Genomic DNA, 17,394 nt, shown 5'->3' with positions numbered 1-17,394 from the left:
GCGGTTACCCGTGTTCGTGTTCGCGCGCCTCGCGCCTACGCGCCCGAACGGCGGGCGCGGCGGTGGGGCGCCCGCAGGATGAGGGTGCCAAGGCCGGGGGCGCGCAGCGCGAGCAGCGTGCCCCCGCCGTCGGCGTCCCCGCCCTCGGATCGGTCGACGATCGCGGCGAGCCCGCGTTCGCCGACGCGGCCGTACAGCAGCTCGGCGCGGGTGGCCGTGGACAGGAACGCGGGGTGTGCCCGGGCGAAGGCCAGGCCGTCGTCGAACGAGCCGGCGGGCGGCCGGGCGGCGGCCCAGACGTCGAACAGCTCGGCGAATCCCCGCTCGGACGCCAGGACCGGCCAGCGCCGGGCGACGCCGGCCCGGCGCTTGGCGAGCAGGGCCTGGCGGGTCGCGTCGAGTGTGCCCCGGTCGAAGCCGACCGGGTCTTGGCCGCCGGCGACCAGCGCCGTGAGCAGGTCGGCCTGCCGCGCCGTGAGCCGAGCCCGCGCCTCGTCGACCGTCGGCGCCGGGGCGGAACCGGGCGGCGCGCCGGCAGGTGACGACGAGGTGGAACCGCGGGCCGCGCCGGGCTCGGCAGGGCGGCCACCCGGCTCAGCTGCCGCCACAGCCGCCTCCGCCACACCCGCCCCCGCCGCCGCAGCTGTGGCCGCCGCCGCAGCTGTGGCCGTGACCTCCGCCGCTGTGGCCGCCTCCGTGATGGCCCCCGCCGGAGTCGCCACAGCCGCCGGAGTCGCCGGATGATCCCCCGCGCCACCGCCCGCGGGGCGACCGCCGGCCGTACACGGCGGCGCGCAGCAGCCGCACGGCGGCCACGCCCCCAGCCAGGACGGCGATGACGATCAGAATCTCGATCATGCCAATCATGACACCCGCCTCTCGGGGTCGGTCGCTGCCACGACGACGCGGTCGCCTTCCGCGTGCGGTTCGGCCATCGGGAGATCTTGCGCCGCCGCGCGGCCCGGCACCGCGCCGCGCGCGATCGGGGGACCGGCTGGCTCAGTCGCCGCCACACCCGCCCCCGCCGCAGCCGTGACCGCCGTCGTTCGGGCCCGACCCGTCGGACCCGTCGAGGAAGCCGCGCCGGCCGCGCGGAGACCGCCCGCCGAGGACGGTTGAACGCAGCACCTGCGCCGCGATGAACGCGACCAACAGGCCGATGATCCCTATGGCGCCGGACATGGCATCCGCCTTTCGGGGTAGGCCGCGGCGGTCACGACGCGTTCACATTCCGCGTGGAACTCGGCCACCGGGGGGTAGTGACCGTCGCGTTCGAGCAGGTAGGCGGCCCGTCCGGGCGGGAGCCGCCGGACCGCCTCGGCCAGCAGCTCCAGCTGCTCCGGGCCGACCGGGTGCAGGTGGGTGTCGTGGTAGCGGCCCTCACGGGTGACGCCGCCGGCGACGTGCAGATAGGCGACCCGTTCCCAGGGGAGCCGGTCGAAGGTGGCGGCCGGGTCGAGGCCGTGGTTGATCGTGTCGCCGTGGAAGTTGGCGACGTCGACGAGCAGCAGCGCGTCGGTCCGTTCGACCAGCTCCGCGAGGAAGTCGGCGGGCGTGAGCTCGTCGTCCGGCCAGCGCAGCAGCGCGCCGGGGTTCTCCAGCGCCAGTGGCACGGGCAGCTCGGCGCACGCGATCCGGACATTCGCGATCAGCACGTCCAGTGCGTCGCGGGTGTACGGGATGGGCAGCAGATGCCCGGCCTCGTGGCCGTCCGCGCGGACGAACGCGACATGCTCGCTGACCAGGGGCGCGCCGACGGCCTCGGCGACGGCGGCGAGCCGGCGCACGCGGGCCGGGGCGGGTGGCTCGGCGCCGCCGAGGGAGAGCCCGACTCCATGGGGCACCACGGGCACGCCCAGGTCTGTCGGCGCGGATCCGGACCGCGTTGGCCGTCCGCGCCGGTCGAGCGGGACGTTCTCCGCGATCACCTCGACGAACCCGAGGTCGGCGCGCTCCGTGAGGGCCGCGGCCAGCTCGGGCCGCCATCCCACTCCGAATCCGGCCAGTGCCGTCATGACTCGATCGTCGCAGCGACCAAACCCGCCGGCGCCGTCCTGTCCGCGACCCGACCGGACCGTCAGCCCACCCACGGTTGCGGTGAGCCGCGAAAAAAGCTGGATGTCCATACGGATGCGTGCATAGAATTGCGGCCATGGGCATGACAGCGACGATCATCGGCGGGAGCGGGTACGGCGGCGGCGAGCTTCTGCGCCTGCTGCTCGGGCACCCGGAGATCGAGATCGGAGCGGTCGCGGCGCACAGCAACGCGGGCCAGGACATCGCCGAGATACACCCGCACCTGCCGGACCTGGCGGGCCGGGACTTCGTCGACACGGAGACGGCCGTCGCGGCCGGCGCGGACCTCGTCTTTCTCGCGCTGCCGCACGGCCAGTCCGCGGCCGTCGCCGCGACCATTCCCCAGGACGTCAAGGTCGTCGACCTGGGCGCCGACTTCCGCCTCGCCGACCCGGCGGCCTGGGCGAAGGCCTACGGCGGCACGCACGCCGGCACCTGGACCTACGGACTGCCGGAGATCCCCGGCGCCCGCGCCGAGATCGCCGCCGCCCGTCGCGTCGCGGCCCCCGGCTGCTATCCCACGGCGGTCGCGTTGGCGTACGCCCCGCTGATCGTCGCCGGCGTCATCGACCCGTCCGACCTGGTCACCGTGGCGGCCAGCGGCACCTCCGGCGCCGGCCGGTCGCCCAAGGCGAACCTGCTCGGCTCCGAGGTCATGGGTGACGTCACCGCCTACAAGGTCGGCCGTCACCAGCACCGGCCGGAGATCGTCCAGACGCTGACCAGGGTCGCCGCCGCCGCGCCCGGGCCGGGCGCCGTGGTCCGCATGTCGTTCACCACCACGCTCGCCCCGATGCCGCGCGGCATCCTCGCGACCTGCACCGCCCGCCCGTCCGAGCGGGCAGCCTCGCCCGCGCTGCCCGTCGCCCTCGGGTTCGACGAGGACCTCGTGACCGGGATCCTGCGCGCGTTCTACGCCGACGAGCCGTTCGTGAAGGTGCTGCCGGCGGGCCGCTGGCCCCGTACCTCCGCGACGCTCGGCAGCAACACCGTCCACCTGCAGGCCACGGTCGACGAGGAGGCCGGCCGGGTGGTCGTCGTCTCGGCGATCGACAACCTCACAAAGGGCGCCGCCGGCCAGGCGATCCAGTGCGCCAACCTGATGCTCGGCCTGCCGGAGACCACGGGCCTGCCCGTCACCGGCCTCGCCCCCTGACATCCCGGCCGTCCCGGCCGTCCCACCGCGCGAGGCGTCGTCGCCCGCGCCCGCGGAGATCGTGCTCTCGAAGAAATGAGGAACGCCCGTGAGCGTCACCGCCCCGAAGGGCTTCCGGGCCGCGGGTGCCGCGGCTGGTCTGAAGCCGTCCGGGCGTCCGGATGTCGCGCTCGTCGTCAACGACGGGCCGTCGGACGCCGCGGCCGGCGTGTTCACCACCAACCGGGTGCAGGCCGCGCCTGTCCAGTGGACCCGCCAGGCGCTGGCCGACGGGCGGCTGCGCGCGGTCGTGCTCAACTCGGGCGGCGCCAACGCCTGCACCGGGCCGGACGGTTTCGCCGACACCCACCACACGGCCGAGCACGTCGCGAAGGCGCTCGGGATCGGCGCGGGCGACGTCGCGGTCTGCTCGACCGGCCTGATCGGTGTCCGGCTGCCGATGGATCTGCTCCTCAACGGCGTGACACGGGCCGTTCCCCACCTGTCCGCCGAAGGCGGCCCGGCCGCGGCCGAGGCGATCCGGACGACCGACACCGTCAGCAAGCAGGCGGTCCGGACATCGGCTGATGGCTCCGTGACAGTGGGTGGCATGGGCAAGGGCGCGGCGATGCTCGCTCCGTCCCTGGCGACGATGCTCGTCGTCGTCACCACCGACGCCGTCGCCGACGTGGCGACGCTCGGCCGCGCGGTGTCGGAGGCGACTCGGCTGACGTTCCAGCGGATCGACTCGGATGGCTGCCTGTCCACCAACGACACCGTTCTGCTGCTCGCCTCCGGTGCGTCCGGCGTGACGCTGCCCGAGGAGGAGCTCACGGCCCTCGTCACCGAGGTCTGCATGGACCTCGGCAGGCAGATGATCGGCGACGCCGAGGGCGCCACGAAGGACATCGCGATCACCGTGACCGGCGCGGCGACCGAGGACGACGCGCTCGAGGTCGGCCGGGCCATCGCCCGCAACAACCTGCTCAAGTGCGCCCTCTACGGCAAGGACGCCAACTGGGGCCGGGTGCTCGCCGCGATCGGCACCACCAGCGCCGCCTTCGAGCCCGACGAGCTCGACGTCGCGATGAACGGCGTCTGGGTCTGCCGGGCCGGCGCGCCCGGCGAGTCACGCGACCTCGTCGACCTCTCCGGCCGGGAGATCGCCATCATCGCCGACCTGCACGCGGGCGGCGCCGAGGCGACGATCTGGACCAACGACCTGACCGACGGCTACGTCTACGAGAACTCGGCCTACTCAACTTGATGGTTCGCTCCGTCCGTGCACGGCCCTACGGCCACGACATTGCTTCGCGGCGGTCGTGACCTCCGGGCCGTGCACGGACTCCGCTCACGGTCTTCGCTCCGTCCGGCCCGTCACAAGTCCGCTTCGCTTCGCTTGCGGCCTTGCGCCGTGCCGGACTCCGCGAAGACATGGGGTAAGCGCGAAAGACAGGTTTCTGGAAGAAAAAGACAGGTTTCTGGAAGAAGGGGTCATGACGGTTATGGACGGCGCCGGCGGCGCGGCGGCGCGGGCGGGCGGGCCGGCGCGGGCGCGCGGGCACGCGGCGCTGCCGAAGACCAGGGTGCTCGTCGAGGCCCTGCCCTGGCTCGCCCGGTTCCACGGCGCCACCGTCGTGATCAAGTACGGCGGCCACGCGATGACGACGCCGGCGCTGCGCGAGGCGTTCGCCGAGGACGTGGTGTTCCTGCGGCTGGCCGGGATCAGGGTCGTCGTCGTGCACGGCGGCGGCCCGCAGATCACCGCGCACCTGAACCGGCTGGGCGTGGAGTCCGAGTTCGCCGGCGGGCTGCGGATCACCACCCCGGAGACGATGCAGATCGTCCGGATGGTGCTCGTCGGCCAGGTGAACCGGGACGTCGTCGGCCTGGTCAACAACCACGGCCCGTTCGCCGTCGGCCTGTCCGGCGAGGACGCGAACATGTTCACCGCCCGGCGCCGCGGCGCGATCGTCGACGGCGAGGAGGTCGACATCGGCCTGGTCGGCGACGTCGTCGAGGTCGCTCCGGAGACGGTGAACGCGCTGCTCGACTCGGGCAAGGTCCCGGTGGTGGCGACGGTCGCCCGCGGCGAGGACGGCGGCGTCTACAACGTCAACGCCGACACCGCGGCCGCGGCGCTCGCCGTCGCCCTCGGCGCGGCCAAGTTCGTCGTGCTCACCGACGTCGACGGCCTCTATGCCGACTGGCCGGACTCGGATGAGGTGATCAGCGAGCTGGACGCCACCGAGCTCGAGGCGCTGCTGCCCAGCCTCACCGCCGGGATGATCCCGAAGATGGAGGCGTGCCTGCGCGCCGTCCAGGGCGGCGTGCCGCAGGCGCACGTGCTTGACGGCCGGGTGCCGCACGCCGTCCTGTTGGAGATCTTCACCGACGAGGGCGTCGGCACCCTGATCACCCCGGATGCGAAGGGGGCGGATCCCGCCGCGATGCCCCGGCCCGCCATGCCAGCCGCGACCATGCCAGCCGCGACCATGCCAGCCGCGACCATGCCAGCCGCGACCATGCCAGCCGCGACCGCGCCGACCATGACCACCAAGACCGGAGGCCTCCAGTGACTACGACCACCGCGGTCCCGCCGGCCGCCGACGCCGTCAGCGCGGCCGGGCCCGATCTGTTCGACCGGCGGGACAAGGTCATCATGGGCACCTACGGCCGGCCGGTCGTAGCGCTCACCCGCGGCGAGGGCACCCGGGTGTGGGACGCCGACGGCAGGGAGTATGTCGATCTCCTCGCCGGGATCGCCGTGTCCGCCCTGGGCCACGCCCACCCGGCCGTCGGGGCGGCCGTCGCCGCCCAGCTCTCCCAGCTCGGCCACACGTCGAACCTGTACGTCAACGAGCCGCAGGTGCTGCTCGGCGAGCGGCTGGTGGCCCTGGTCGGCACGGACGCCCGGGTGTTCTTCGCGAACTCCGGCGCCGAGGCCAACGAGTGCGCGATCAAGATCAGCCGCAAGACGGGCCGCACGGAGATCATCGCTACCGACGGCTCGTTCCACGGCCGGACGCTCGGGGCACTGTCGATCACCGGCCAGCCCGGCAAGCGGGCGCCGTTCGAGCCGCTCCTGCCCGGCGCGCGGTTCGTCCCATACGGCGACGCCGCGGCGCTGAAGGACGCGATCAGCGAGCGCACCGCCGCGGTGTTCCTGGAGCCGACGCTAGGCGAGGCCGGCGTGATCCCGCCGCCGCCCGGCTACCTGGCCGCCGCGCGAGCGCTGTGTGACGAGACGGGGGCGCTGCTGGTCCTCGACGAGGTGCAGAGCGGCATCGGCAGGACCGGGGCCTGGTTCGCCCACCAGCACGAGGGCGTCCTGCCCGACGTCCTCACGCTCGCCAAGGGGCTCGGCGGCGGGCTGCCCATCGGGGCCTGCGTCGGCCTCGGCGCAGCCGGGAGCCTGCTGGGCCCCGGCGAGCACGGCAGCACCTTCGGCGGCGGCCCCGTCGTCTGCGCGGCCGCGCTCGCCGTCCTCGACACCATCGAGTCCGACGGGCTGCTGGCGTCGGCCACGCGGGTCGGCGAGCGGCTCGCCGACGGCATCCGGGCCGCGGCGGCGGCGGGCGTTCCGGGTGTCGCCGGGGTGCGTGGCGCGGGCCTGTGGCGGGCGATCGAACTGTCGACGCCGACGGCCGGCGCCTTCGAGACCGCGGCCCGTGCCGCCGGCTTCCTGGTCAACGGGATCGCGCCGAGCACCGTCCGGCTCGCCCCGCCGCTCGTGCTCACCGACGCCGACGCCGATGCCTTCCTCGCGGCCCTGCCCGGCATCGCCACCGCCGGGGCGGAACAGGCCTCCTGATGCCGAAGGGGCCCAAGATCCAGCCGGCGTTCAGTCGGCGCCCGAACCGTAAGGTCAGCCCATGACGATCCGCCACTTTCTCCTGGACAGCGACCTGACGCCCGCCGAGCAGGCGTCGGTGCTGGACTCCGCCGACCGGCTGAAGGCGACGCGGCGCTCCCCGGCCGCCGGCCGCCCGCTGGCCGGCGCGTCGGTCGCGCTGATCTTCGAGAAGCCGTCGGCCCGCACCCGGGTGTCGTTCGAGGTCGGCGTCGCCGAGCTCGGCGGCCATCCGGTCGTCCTGGACGCCAACACGGTTCAGCTGGGCCAGCGCGAGTCCATCGAGGACGTGGCGCGGGTGCTGTCCCGCTACGTCGACGCGATCGTCATCCGCACCTTCGGCCAGGAGCGGGTCGACCGGATGGCCGCCGCTGCCTCCGTGCCGGTGGTCAACGCGCTGTCCGACTTCACTCACCCCTGCCAGGCGCTCGCCGACCTGCAGACGATCCGCGGCGCGTTCGGCTCGCTGGCCGGCGTGACGCTGACCTATGTCGGTGACGGCAACAACGTCGCGCACTCGCTGCTGCTCGCCGGCGCGATGGCCGGGATGCGGATCCGGATCGCCACCCCGCCGGGCATGGAACCGGACGCGGACGTCGTCCGCCAGGCCACCGAGATCGGCGCGGGTACCGGTGGCGCCGTGGAGGTCCTGAACGACCCGCGCGCGGCGGCCGACGGCGCCGACGTGCTCTACACCGACGTCTGGACGTCCATGGGCCAGGAACCGAGCACCGCCGGCCGCGTCGACACGTTCCGGCCGTACCAGATCAACGAGGCGCTCGTCGCCGCGGCCGGGCCGTCCGCGATCGTGATGCACTGCCTGCCGGCGCACCGCGGCGAGGAGATCACCGGCGCAGTGATCGACGGGCCGCGGTCGGTGGTCTTCGACCAGGCCGAGAACCGCCTGCACGCCCAGAAGGCACTGCTCGGCTTCCTGTTCGCGGGCCCCGGCGGCGCGGGCGGCCCGAACGGCGCCGCGCCCTCGACGACCGTCGCCGGGGCGGCCGTCTGACATCGGGAAACAGCCTCATGGCCGCACGCCTCATGGCCGCGAGGCCGCGGCATCGTCGAGGCTCCGGCATCCTCGCGGCGGGTCCCCCCGCGACCGACTCCATCGTGACGACTACAGGGGTGCTATGACATCGGGCACGAGGCCGGCGGCGCCGCTGACCAAACGCGCCCGGCACGCACGGCTGGCCGCGCTGGTCGCGGCGCACCCGGTGCGCTCCCAGACCGAGCTCGCCCGGCTGCTCGCGGCCGAAGGTGTCCGGGTGACCCAGGCGACGCTGTCGCGCGACCTGGAGGAGCTGGGCGCGACCAAGGTCCGCGGCCAGGACGGCACCCTCGTCTACACGGTCGACGCGGGGCTCGCGCCGGCCGAGACGGTCCGGCTGCCGCTGTCCCGGCTGTGCGAGGACCTGCTGGTGTCGGCGGAGGCCAACGGCGACCTCGTCGTGCTGCGCACCCCGCCGGGCGCCGCGCAGCTGTTCGCGTCCGCGCTGGACCGCGCCGCGCTGCCGGAGGTCATGGGCACCATCGCCGGCGATGACACGGTCCTCGTCGTCTGCCGGGCGCTCGCGCCGCCCGCCGGTGGCGAGGACGAGCCGGCCGCGGCCCGCGGCGGGCTGGAGCCGACGGTGGTGGCCGCGCCGGCGGCGGCGGCCGTGCCGACCGGGCCCCGGCTGGCCGCCCGCCTGCTCGGGCTCGCCGAGGGCCGTGGCCGGCTCGGCGGGGACGACGAGGAGGATCCGCCGGCCGGCGGATCCGTATCGGTGCCGGTGCCACCGGGGACGCGCGAGCGCCTGGAGCGTGCCCCCACCCGCGTGAACTGACGCCAGACGGTAGGCCGGGCGTGACCCACCGGAGCCGTACTGGCCCGGACGGCCCTGACCGGGCAACACGGGGCGGCGCGTCGAGCGGTCGGCGCGAACGCACCCATCCGGCCAGGTAGACGTCGGCCGAGGTCATCGGTTACTGGTTACTGGTCACGGGTTGCTGGTCACCGTCAGCGGCCGGGCGACGAGGGCAGCCACGAGTACGAACGTCCGTGTCACGCCGATCGACGTGACACGCGCTATACGCGGCGCCGTGAGACACGAGCGCCGTGAGACGCCGTGAGACACAGACGAGGCCGCGACGCAGGCAGTCGCGTGACGTAGGGAGCAACTGAGGTGGAGACGACCGGCGGCAGCCCGGGCGAGACGGCGCGGGAGGCCGGCCAGGCCAGCGAGGCCGGGGGAGCGCCGCTGCGGCTGTGGGGCGGGCGGTTCGCTGGCGGGCCGGCTGAGGCACTCGCGCAGCTCTCGGTGAGCGTGCACTTCGACTGGCGGCTCGCCCCGTATGACCTGCTCGCGTCGAAGGCACACGCCCGGGTGCTGCACCGCGCCGGGCTGCTCGACGAGGTCGAGCTCGCCGCGATGCTCGGCGCGCTCGACGAGGTGGCCGCCGACGTCGCGGCCGGGCGGTTCCTGCCCACCGTCGAGGACGAGGACGTGCACACCGCGCTCGAGCGCGCCCTGATCGAGCGGCTCGGGACCCTCGGTGGCAAGCTGCGCGCCGGCCGCAGCCGCAACGACCAGGTCGCGACCGACCTGCGCCTCTACCTGCGCGCGGCCGCCCGCCAGGTCGCCGCGGCCGTGACCGGCCTGTCCGAGGCCCTCGTCGACGTCGCCGAGGCGCACGTCGACACGCCGGCGCCCGGGATGACCCACCTTCAGCACGCCCAGCCGATCTCGTTCGGCCATCAGCTGCTCGCCCACGTGCACGCGTTCGCCCGCGACGTGGACCGACTGCGTGACTGGGACCGCCGGGCGGCCGTCTGCGCTCTCGGCGCCGGTGCCCTGGCCGGCTCGTCGCTGCCGCTGGACCCCGAGGGCGTCGCCGCCGAGCTCGGTTTCGACCGGGCGTTCGCCAACTCGATCGACGCCGTCTCGGACCGCGACTTCGCCGCCGAGTTCCTCTTCGCCGCGGCGATGATCGGCGTACACCTGTCCCGCCTCGGCGAGGAGCTGGTGCTGTGGACCACCCGAGAGTTCGCCTGGGTGGAACTGGACGACGCCTTCGCCACCGGCAGCTCGATCATGCCGCAGAAGAAGAACCCCGACGTCGGCGAGCTGGCCAGGGGCAAGTCCGGCCGGCTCATCGGCCACCTCGCCGGCCTGCTGGCGACGCTGAAGGGCCTGCCGCTCGCGTACGACCGTGACCTGCAGGAGGACAAGGAGCCGGTGTTCGACGCCGTCGACACCCTGCTCGTCGTGCTGCCGGCCGTGACGGGAACGGTGGCGACCATGAAGGTGCGGGCCGAGCGGCTCGCCGCCGCGGCGCCGGACGGGTTCTCGCTGGCCACCGACGTGGCCGAGTACCTCGTCCGGCGCGGGGTGCCGTTCCGGTCCGCGCACGAGGCGGTGGGCGCGCTGGTCGCCTGGTGCGTGGTGGAGGGGGTCGACCTGCACGAGGTGTCCGACGAGCGGATGGCCGAGATCAGCCCCGAGCTGACGCCCGACGTGCGGGCGGTGCTGTCGGTCGCGGGGGCCCTCGATGCCAGGTCTGCGCCCGGGGGGACCGCGCCGGCGCGGGTGCGCGACCAGATCGCGGCTCTGCGCGGCACGCTCGCCGCCGACCGGGCGTGGGGCGTCGGCTGACGACCGGCCCGGGCGCCGGGCCGCGCCCTGACGGCGCCCCTCAGGCGGTGCCGGAGGCCGCCGTGGCGCGGCTGGGCCCGGCGACGTCGCCTGGGCCGGCACCGGGGTCGCCGGTGCCGGCGGGGCAGACAGCGCGGACAGGGCAGACCGAGCCGCCGGCAGGTGAGCCGCCGGCGGCCACACCCGCCGGGCGGGCGTTGCCTGAGGAGTTCTATGTCCGGCCCGTGCTGACCGTGGCGCGGGACCTGCTCGGCGCGACGGTCCGGCATGGGCCGGTCCGCGTGCGGCTCACCGAGGTCGAGGCATATGGCGGGACGGACGATCCGGCCTCGCATGCCGCGCGCGGACCGACGCCGCGGTCCGAGGTGATGTTCGGGCCGCCCGGGCGGGCATATGTGTACTTCATCTACGGGATGCACTGGTGCCTGAACCTTGTCTGCGAGCCGGCCGGCTGGGCGGCCGCGGTGCTGGTGCGCGCCGGCGAGGTCCTGGACGGGCTGGACGTGGCGCGTGCGCGTGCGCCCCGGCTGACCGATCGGGACCTCGCCCGCGGCCCCGGCCGCCTGGCGCGTGTGCTGGGCGTCGACGGATCCCTGACCGGCTCGCCTGTGACGGGCGGCGGACCGATCATCGTCGAGCAGGGGCCGGGCCCAGGGGCCGAGGGCGGCATCGGCAGCGTGCTGACAGGACCGCGCGTCGGCGTGCGGGCGGCCCACGACCTGCCGTGGCGGCTGTGGCTGGCGGGGAACCCGACGGTGAGCAATCGGGCCCCGGCGCCCCGCGGGCCCGATGCCGCTGGGCAGCCCCAAGCCGTTGGACGAGCGGAAGACGGCCGGCGGTCCGAAGGCGGCCGAAGCCTAGGCGATCCGCCGAAGTCCCATCGCCGTAGTGGGATGCGGACCAAGCCCGGCCAACCAGACTCCCATACCAGCCAACATCGTCCAGTCGGGTCGCCGATGCTGTGACACAGCTCACATCGATTTTGGTCGTCTGCGTTTGACGCTTGCCGCCGCTCGACCGTAATGTTCTCTACACGGCGCCGGAACAGGCGGAACGCCGAGCCTCACATGTGAGGTTCGAGCGGATCCGACAGCTAGCGCCGGGAGCATCCCGAAGGGGACGCCGAACGTGGCGGTCGCCGAGCAATCGGAGCAGGCTGACACGATCCATCTGGTCTTCTGATCAGCGAGTCAAAGCGCCGGTGTCCACACCGTTGGTGTGGATCTGGTTCATGCGTCCGCTCCTTGAGAACTCAACAGCGTGCCATAGAAGTCAGTGCCATATTTTGACCCCGTTCCGCGGGTGGTGCTGGTGTCGGGCCTGGATGGTCTGGTGCTGGTGTTGTCTGTGGGGGTTTGTAAGGTTCCTTTGGCATTTGATGGACGATCTACGGATCTGTGTCCATATTTTGTCGGGGTTTCTCCCATCGAGGGAGTTTTAGAGCATCGATGGAGAGTTTGATCCTGGCTCAGGACGAACGCTGGCGGCGTGCTTAACACATGCAAGTCGAGCGGACCTTCGGGTCAGCGGCGAACGGGTGAGTAACACGTGGGCAACCTGCCCCAGGCTCTGGAATAACTCCGGGAAACCGGGGCTAATGCCGGATATTCACACCTTCGGGCATCTGGTGGTGTGGAAAGATTTATTGGCTTGGGATGGGCCCGCGGCCTATCAGCTTGTTGGTGGGGTAGTGGCCCACCAAGGCGACGACGGGTAGCCGGCCTGAGAGGGCGATCGGCCACACTGGGACTGAGACACGGCCCAGACTCCTACGGGAGGCAGCAGTGGGGAATATTGCGCAATGGGCGAAAGCCTGACGCAGCGACGCCGCGTGAGGGATGACGGCCTTCGGGTTGTAAACCTCTTTCAGCAGGGACGAAGCGCAAGTGACGGTACCTGCAGAAGAAGCACCGGCCAACTACGTGCCAGCAGCCGCGGTAATACGTAGGGTGCAAGCGTTGTCCGGAATTATTGGGCGTAAAGAGCTCGTAGGCGGCCTGTCGCGTCGGCTGTGAAAACCCGGGGCTCAACCCCGGGCCTGCAGTCGATACGGGCAGGCTAGAGTCCGGTAGGGGAGACTGGAATTCCTGGTGTAGCGGTGAAATGCGCAGATATCAGGAGGAACACCGGTGGCGAAGGCGGGTCTCTGGGCCGGAACTGACGCTAAGGAGCGAAAGCGTGGGGAGCGAACAGGATTAGATACCCTGGTAGTCCACGCCGTAAACGTTGGGCGCTAGGTGTGGGGGACCTTCCACGGCCTCCGTGCCGCAGCTAACGCATTAAGCGCCCCGCCTGGGGAGTACGGCCGCAAGGCTAAAACTCAAAGGAATTGACGGGGGCCCGCACAAGCGGCGGAGCATGTGGCTTAATTCGATGCAACGCGAAGAACCTTACCAGGGCTTGACATGCGGGGAAATCCATCAGAGATGGTGGGTCCTTAGGGGTCCCGTACAGGTGGTGCATGGCTGTCGTCAGCTCGTGTCGTGAGATGTTGGGTTAAGTCCCGCAACGAGCGCAACCCTTGTCCTATGTTGCCAGCGAGTTATGTCGGGGACTCATAGGAGACTGCCGGGGTCAACTCGGAGGAAGGTGGGGACGACGTCAAGTCATCATGCCCCTTACGTCCTGGGCTGCACACATGCTACAATGGCCGGTACAATGGGCTGCGATACCGCGAGGTGGAGCGAATCCCAAAAAGCCGGTCTCAGTTCGGATCGGGGTCTGCAACTCGACCCCGTGAAGTCGGAGTCGCTAGTAATCGCAGATCAGCATTGCTGCGGTGAATACGTTCCCGGGCCTTGTACACACCGCCCGTCACGTCATGAAAGTCGGTAACACCCGAAGCCGGTGGCCTAACCCTTGTGGAGGGAGCCGTCGAAGGTGGGACCGGCGATTAGGACGAAGTCGTAACAAGGTAGCCGTACCGGAAGGTGCGGCTGGATCACCTCCTTTCTAAGGAGCATCCCGTGGTTTGTCCGCGGGGCCGGTTCCTGGCTGTGCATGCCGGGCTGGTTAGCTCAGTGGCGTGGAATGCTGACTTCAGAGGCCGTCCTGCGGCCAGGTGGTGGCTAGTACTCCCTGTCCTTCGGGGTGGGGGTGGAACGTGCCGGCTGGTGGGGAGGCGGTTTCGTGTGGTGCGCTGTTGGGTCCTGAGGGAGCGGAAATCGTTTCTTCGGTGGCCATCGACCCCCGGGTCCTTCCTCTTGTGGGGGGGGTTCGGGGGTTGGCTGCGGTACGGACCAGTCCTTCCAGACATCGGCCCCGGGTGGGGTGGCGGTCTGGGTGTGGGGTTGGGGTCGTCCGTTCTTTGAGAACTGCACAGTGGACGCGAGCATCTTTGTGGCCAAGTTATTAAGGGCGCACGGTGGATGCCTTGGCACCAGGAGCCGATGAAGGACGTGGGAGGCTGCGATATGCCTCGGGGAGCTGTCAACCGAGCTGTGATCCGAGGATTTCCGAATGGGGGAACCCGGCAGGATGCTAAGTCCTGTCACCCGCACCTGAACTCATAGGGTGTGTGGAGGGAACGCGGGGAAGTGAAACATCTCATTACCCGCAGGAAGAGAAAACAACCGTGATTCCGTGAGTAGTGGTGAGCGAAAACGGATCTAGGCTAAACCTGTTTCGTGTGATAGCCGGCAGGCGTTGCGGAACAGGGGTCGTGGGACGGCTCGGATGGTTCTGCCGAACTGTCAGGGAGTTATAAAGCGTCGTGTTAGTCGAAGACCATGCGAATGGGTCGCCGTAGCGGGTAACAGCCCCGTAGACGAAAACATGGCGCCTCCCGAGTTGTATCCCAAGTAGCACGGAGCCCGTGAAATTCCGTGTGAATCTGGCGGGACCACCCGCTAAGCCTAAATACTCCCTGGTGACCGATAGCGGACTAGTACCGTGAGGGAAAGGTGAAAAGTACCCCGGGAGGGGAGTGAAATAGTACCTGAAACCGTGTGCCTACAATCCGTCGGAGCTGGGCTTCGGTCTGGTGACGGCGTGCCTTTTGAAGAATGAGCCTGCGAGTTTGCGGTGTGTGGCGAGGTTAACCCGTGTGGGGTAGCCGTAGCGAAAGCGAGTCCTAACAGGGCGTTTCAGTCGCATGTCTAAGACCCGAAGCCGGGTGATCTACCCATGGCCAGGTTGAAGCGCGGGTAAGACCGTGTGGAGGACCGAACCCACCAGTGTTGAAAAACTGGGGGATGAGCTGTGGGTAGGGGTGAAAGGCCAATCAAACCCGGTGATAGCTGGTTCTCCCCGAAATGCATTTAGGTGCAGCGTCGTGTGTTTCTTGCCGGAGGTAGAGCACTGGATGGGCTAGGGGGCCTACAAGCTTACTGAACTCAGCCAAACTCCGAATGCCGGTAAGTGAAGCGCGGCAGTGAGACTGCGGGCGATAAGGTTCGTAGTCGAGAGGGAAACAGCCCAGATCGCCAGCTAAGGCCCCTAAGCGTACGCTAAGTGGAAAAGGATGTGGAGTCGCACAGACAACCAGGAGGTTGGCTTAGAAGCAGCCATCCTTGAAAGAGTGCGTAATAGCTCACTGGTCAAGTGATTCCGCGCCGATAATGTAGCGGGGCTCAAGCGTACCGCCGAAGCTGCGGCACTCACATGTTTGCCTAACTGTCTCCTTTGGGGGTGGTTCAGGTGTGTGGGTGGGTAGGGGAGCGTCGTGTGGCGTGTGAAGCGGCGGGGTGACCCAGCCGTGGATGCCACGCGAGTGAGAATGCAGGCATGAGTAGCGAATGACGGGTGAGAATCCCGTCCGCCGGATGACCAAGGGTTCCTGGGGCAGGTTCGTCCGCCCAGGGTGAGTCGGGGCCTAAGGCGAGGCCGACAGGCGTAGTCGATGGATAACGGGTTGATATTCCCGTACCGGCGCTGGTGCGCCAGTACCGAACCCTGCTGTACTAACCTTCTGTCGTGGTGGCCTTCGGGTTGCCTCGGTGGTGGGGATCTTGGTGGGTAGTAGGTAAGCGATGGGGTGACGCAGGAGGGTAGTCCATCCCGGGCGGTGGTTGTCCCGGGGTAAGCGTGTAGGACGTCAGGTAGGCAAATCCGCCTGGCATGTGTCTGAGACGTGATGCCGAGCCGATTGTGGCGAAGTGGATGATCCCATGCTGTCGAGAAAAGCCTCTAGCGAGTGCCAGGGCCGCCCGTACCCGAAACCGACACAGGTGGTCAGGTAGAGAATACCGAGGCGATCGAGTGAACTGTGGTTAAGGAACTCGGCAAAATGCCCCCGTAACTTCGGGAGAAGGGGGGCCACTACCGGTGATGACACATGCTGTCTGAGCTGGTGGGGGCCGCAGAGACCAGGGGAAAGCGACTGTTTACTAAAAACACAGCTCCGTGCGAAGCCGTAAGGCGATGTATACGGAGTGACGCCTGCCCGGTGCTGGAACGTTAAGGGGACGGGTTAGCTCTTCGGGGCGAGGCTCAGAACTTAAGCGCCAGTAAACGGCGGTGGTAACTATAACCATCCTAAGGTAGCGAAATTCCTTGTCGGGTAAGTTCCGACCTGCACGAATGGCGTAACGACTTTCCTGCTGTCTCGACCACAGACTCGGCGAAATTGCACTACGAGTAAAGATGCTCGTTACGCGCGGCAGGACGGAAAGACCCCGGGACCTTTACTGCAGCTTGATATTGGTGTTCGGTCCGGCTTGTGTAGGATAGGTGGGAGACTGTGAACCTGAGACGCCAGTTTCAGGGGAGTCACTGTTGAAATACCACTCTGGTCGTGCTGGATGTCTAACCTGGGTCCGTGATCCGGATCAGGGACAGTGTCAGGTGGGTAGTTTAACTGGGGCGGTTGCCTCCTAAAGAGTAACGGAGGCGCCCAAAGGTTCCCTCAGCCTGGTTGGCAATCAGGTGTCGAGTGCAAGTGCACAAGGGAGCTTGACTGTGAGACCGACGGGTCGAGCAGGTGCGAAAGCAGGGACTAGTGATCCGGCGGTGGCTTGTGGAAGCGCCGTCGCTCAACGGATAAAAGGTACCCCGGGGATAACAGGCTGATCTTGCCCAAGAGTCCATATCGACGGCAAGGTTTGGCACCTCGATGTCGGCTCGTCGCATCCTGGGGCTGGAGTAGGTCCCAAGGGTTGGGCTGTTCGCCCATTAAAGCGGTACGCGAGCTGGGTTTAGAACGTCGTGAGACAGTTCGGTCCCTATCCGCCGCGCGCGTAGGAGTCTTGAGAAGGGCTGTCCCTAGTACGAGAGGACCGGGACGGACGAACCTCTGGTGTGCCAGTTGTCCCGCCAGGGGCATGGCTGGTTGGCTACGTTCGGAAGGGATAACCGCTGAAAGCATCTAAGCGGGAAGCTCGCTTCGAGATGAGGTCTCCCACAGGGTTAACCTGGTAAGGCCCCCGAGAGATGATCGGGTTGATAGGCCAGATGTGGAAGCACAGCAATGTGTGGAGCTGACTGGTACTAATAGGCCGAGGGCTTGTCCTACAAAGATGCTACGCGTCCACTGTGCGGTTCCCGAGGAACGGCAGACCACCCCCCACTCGCCGTGGGGGGAGTGGTGTCGATAACTCGATAGTGTTTCGGTGGTTTTGGCGGAGAGGGTACGCCCGGTCCCATTCCGAACCCGGAAGCTAAGTTCTCCAGCGCCGATGGTACTGCTCGGGAGGCCGGGTGGGAGAGTAGGTCACCGCCGAACAATCATTGACGGAAGGCCCGTCGTCCCC

At 69.5% G+C, this 17,394-nt stretch carries 11 protein-coding genes and 3 rRNA genes; 11 read left to right on the top strand and 3 right to left on the bottom strand.

What is annotated here, in order from left to right:
* Positions 1 to 35 precede the first annotated feature (35 nt).
* From QOZ89_RS38740 to QOZ89_RS38730, 3 genes are all read right to left on the bottom strand, one after another.
* A complete protein-coding gene (locus tag QOZ89_RS38740) occupies positions 36 to 608 on the bottom strand; it encodes an SCO6045 C-terminal-like domain-containing protein (RefSeq protein ID WP_083418122.1) in 573 nt (190 codons plus the stop codon).
* A 391-nt stretch (positions 609 to 999) separates the two neighbouring features.
* On the bottom strand, positions 1,000 to 1,182 hold the full coding sequence (locus QOZ89_RS38735) for a hypothetical protein (protein WP_071046796.1): 183 nt from the start codon (positions 1,180 to 1,182) through the stop codon (positions 1,000 to 1,002).
* Positions 1,167 to 2,015 carry an MbnB/TglH/ChrH family RiPP precursor modification enzyme gene (locus QOZ89_RS38730; RefSeq protein ID WP_071046795.1) on the bottom strand — a complete coding sequence of 283 codons (849 nt, stop codon included), beginning with the start codon at positions 2,013 to 2,015 and terminating at the stop codon, positions 1,167 to 1,169. Before QOZ89_RS38730 ends, QOZ89_RS38735 begins: the two co-directional genes overlap by 16 nt.
* 137 nt (positions 2,016 to 2,152) lie before the next feature.
* Between QOZ89_RS38730 and argC the strand changes: the two genes are divergently transcribed.
* The 11 genes from argC to rrf all read left to right on the top strand — a co-directional run bounded on the left by argC (position 2,153) and on the right by rrf (position 17,366).
* The gene (gene argC / locus QOZ89_RS38725) at positions 2,153 to 3,232 is read left to right on the top strand and encodes an N-acetyl-gamma-glutamyl-phosphate reductase (protein WP_312629034.1); all 1,080 of its coding nucleotides are present in this window, start codon (positions 2,153 to 2,155) and stop codon (positions 3,230 to 3,232) included.
* Positions 3,233 to 3,320: 88 nt separating this feature from the next.
* On the top strand, positions 3,321 to 4,478 hold the full coding sequence (argJ, locus tag QOZ89_RS38720; RefSeq protein WP_312629032.1) for a bifunctional glutamate N-acetyltransferase/amino-acid acetyltransferase ArgJ: 1,158 nt from the start codon (positions 3,321 to 3,323) through the stop codon (positions 4,476 to 4,478).
* A gap of 229 nt (positions 4,479 to 4,707) precedes the next feature.
* Positions 4,708 to 5,790, top strand: coding sequence for an acetylglutamate kinase (argB, locus tag QOZ89_RS38715; RefSeq protein ID WP_312629030.1), 1,083 nt, complete (start codon positions 4,708 to 4,710; stop codon positions 5,788 to 5,790).
* A complete protein-coding gene (locus QOZ89_RS38710) occupies positions 5,787 to 7,025 on the top strand; it encodes an acetylornithine transaminase (RefSeq protein WP_083418121.1) in 1,239 nt (412 codons plus the stop codon). The genes argB and QOZ89_RS38710 overlap by 4 nt, the downstream gene beginning before the upstream one ends.
* 61 nt (positions 7,026 to 7,086) lie before the next feature.
* A complete protein-coding gene (gene argF / locus QOZ89_RS38705) occupies positions 7,087 to 8,076 on the top strand; it encodes an ornithine carbamoyltransferase (protein WP_071046791.1) in 990 nt (329 codons plus the stop codon).
* A gap of 124 nt (positions 8,077 to 8,200) precedes the next feature.
* Positions 8,201 to 8,896, top strand: coding sequence for an arginine repressor (argR, locus tag QOZ89_RS38700; RefSeq protein WP_241841485.1), 696 nt, complete (start codon positions 8,201 to 8,203; stop codon positions 8,894 to 8,896).
* A 339-nt stretch (positions 8,897 to 9,235) separates the two neighbouring features.
* Positions 9,236 to 10,705 (top strand): argininosuccinate lyase, encoded by a 1,470-nt coding sequence (gene argH / locus QOZ89_RS38695; RefSeq protein WP_312629022.1) that lies wholly within the window; start codon positions 9,236 to 9,238, stop codon positions 10,703 to 10,705.
* Positions 10,706 to 10,767: 62 nt separating this feature from the next.
* Entirely contained in the window at positions 10,768 to 11,670 is a 903-nt protein-coding gene (locus QOZ89_RS48455; protein WP_491677108.1) for a DNA-3-methyladenine glycosylase, read from the top strand.
* 480 nt (positions 11,671 to 12,150) lie between these two features.
* Positions 12,151 to 13,657 (top strand): 16S ribosomal RNA (locus QOZ89_RS38685).
* Between the two features lie 389 nt (positions 13,658 to 14,046).
* A 23S ribosomal RNA gene (locus QOZ89_RS38680) occupies positions 14,047 to 17,155 on the top strand.
* Between the two features lie 94 nt (positions 17,156 to 17,249).
* Positions 17,250 to 17,366, top strand: a 5S ribosomal RNA gene (rrf, locus tag QOZ89_RS38675).
* Together the 16S, 23S and 5S rRNA genes form the textbook arrangement of a ribosomal RNA operon.
* The last annotated feature ends 28 nt before the right edge of the window (positions 17,367 to 17,394 follow it).

This window comes from Pseudofrankia coriaricola (genome assembly GCF_032027725.1).
In the GTDB taxonomy this organism is placed as follows: domain Bacteria; phylum Actinomycetota; class Actinomycetes; order Frankiales; family Frankiaceae; genus Pseudofrankia.
This window is presented reverse-complemented; position numbering and strand designations above follow the sequence as displayed.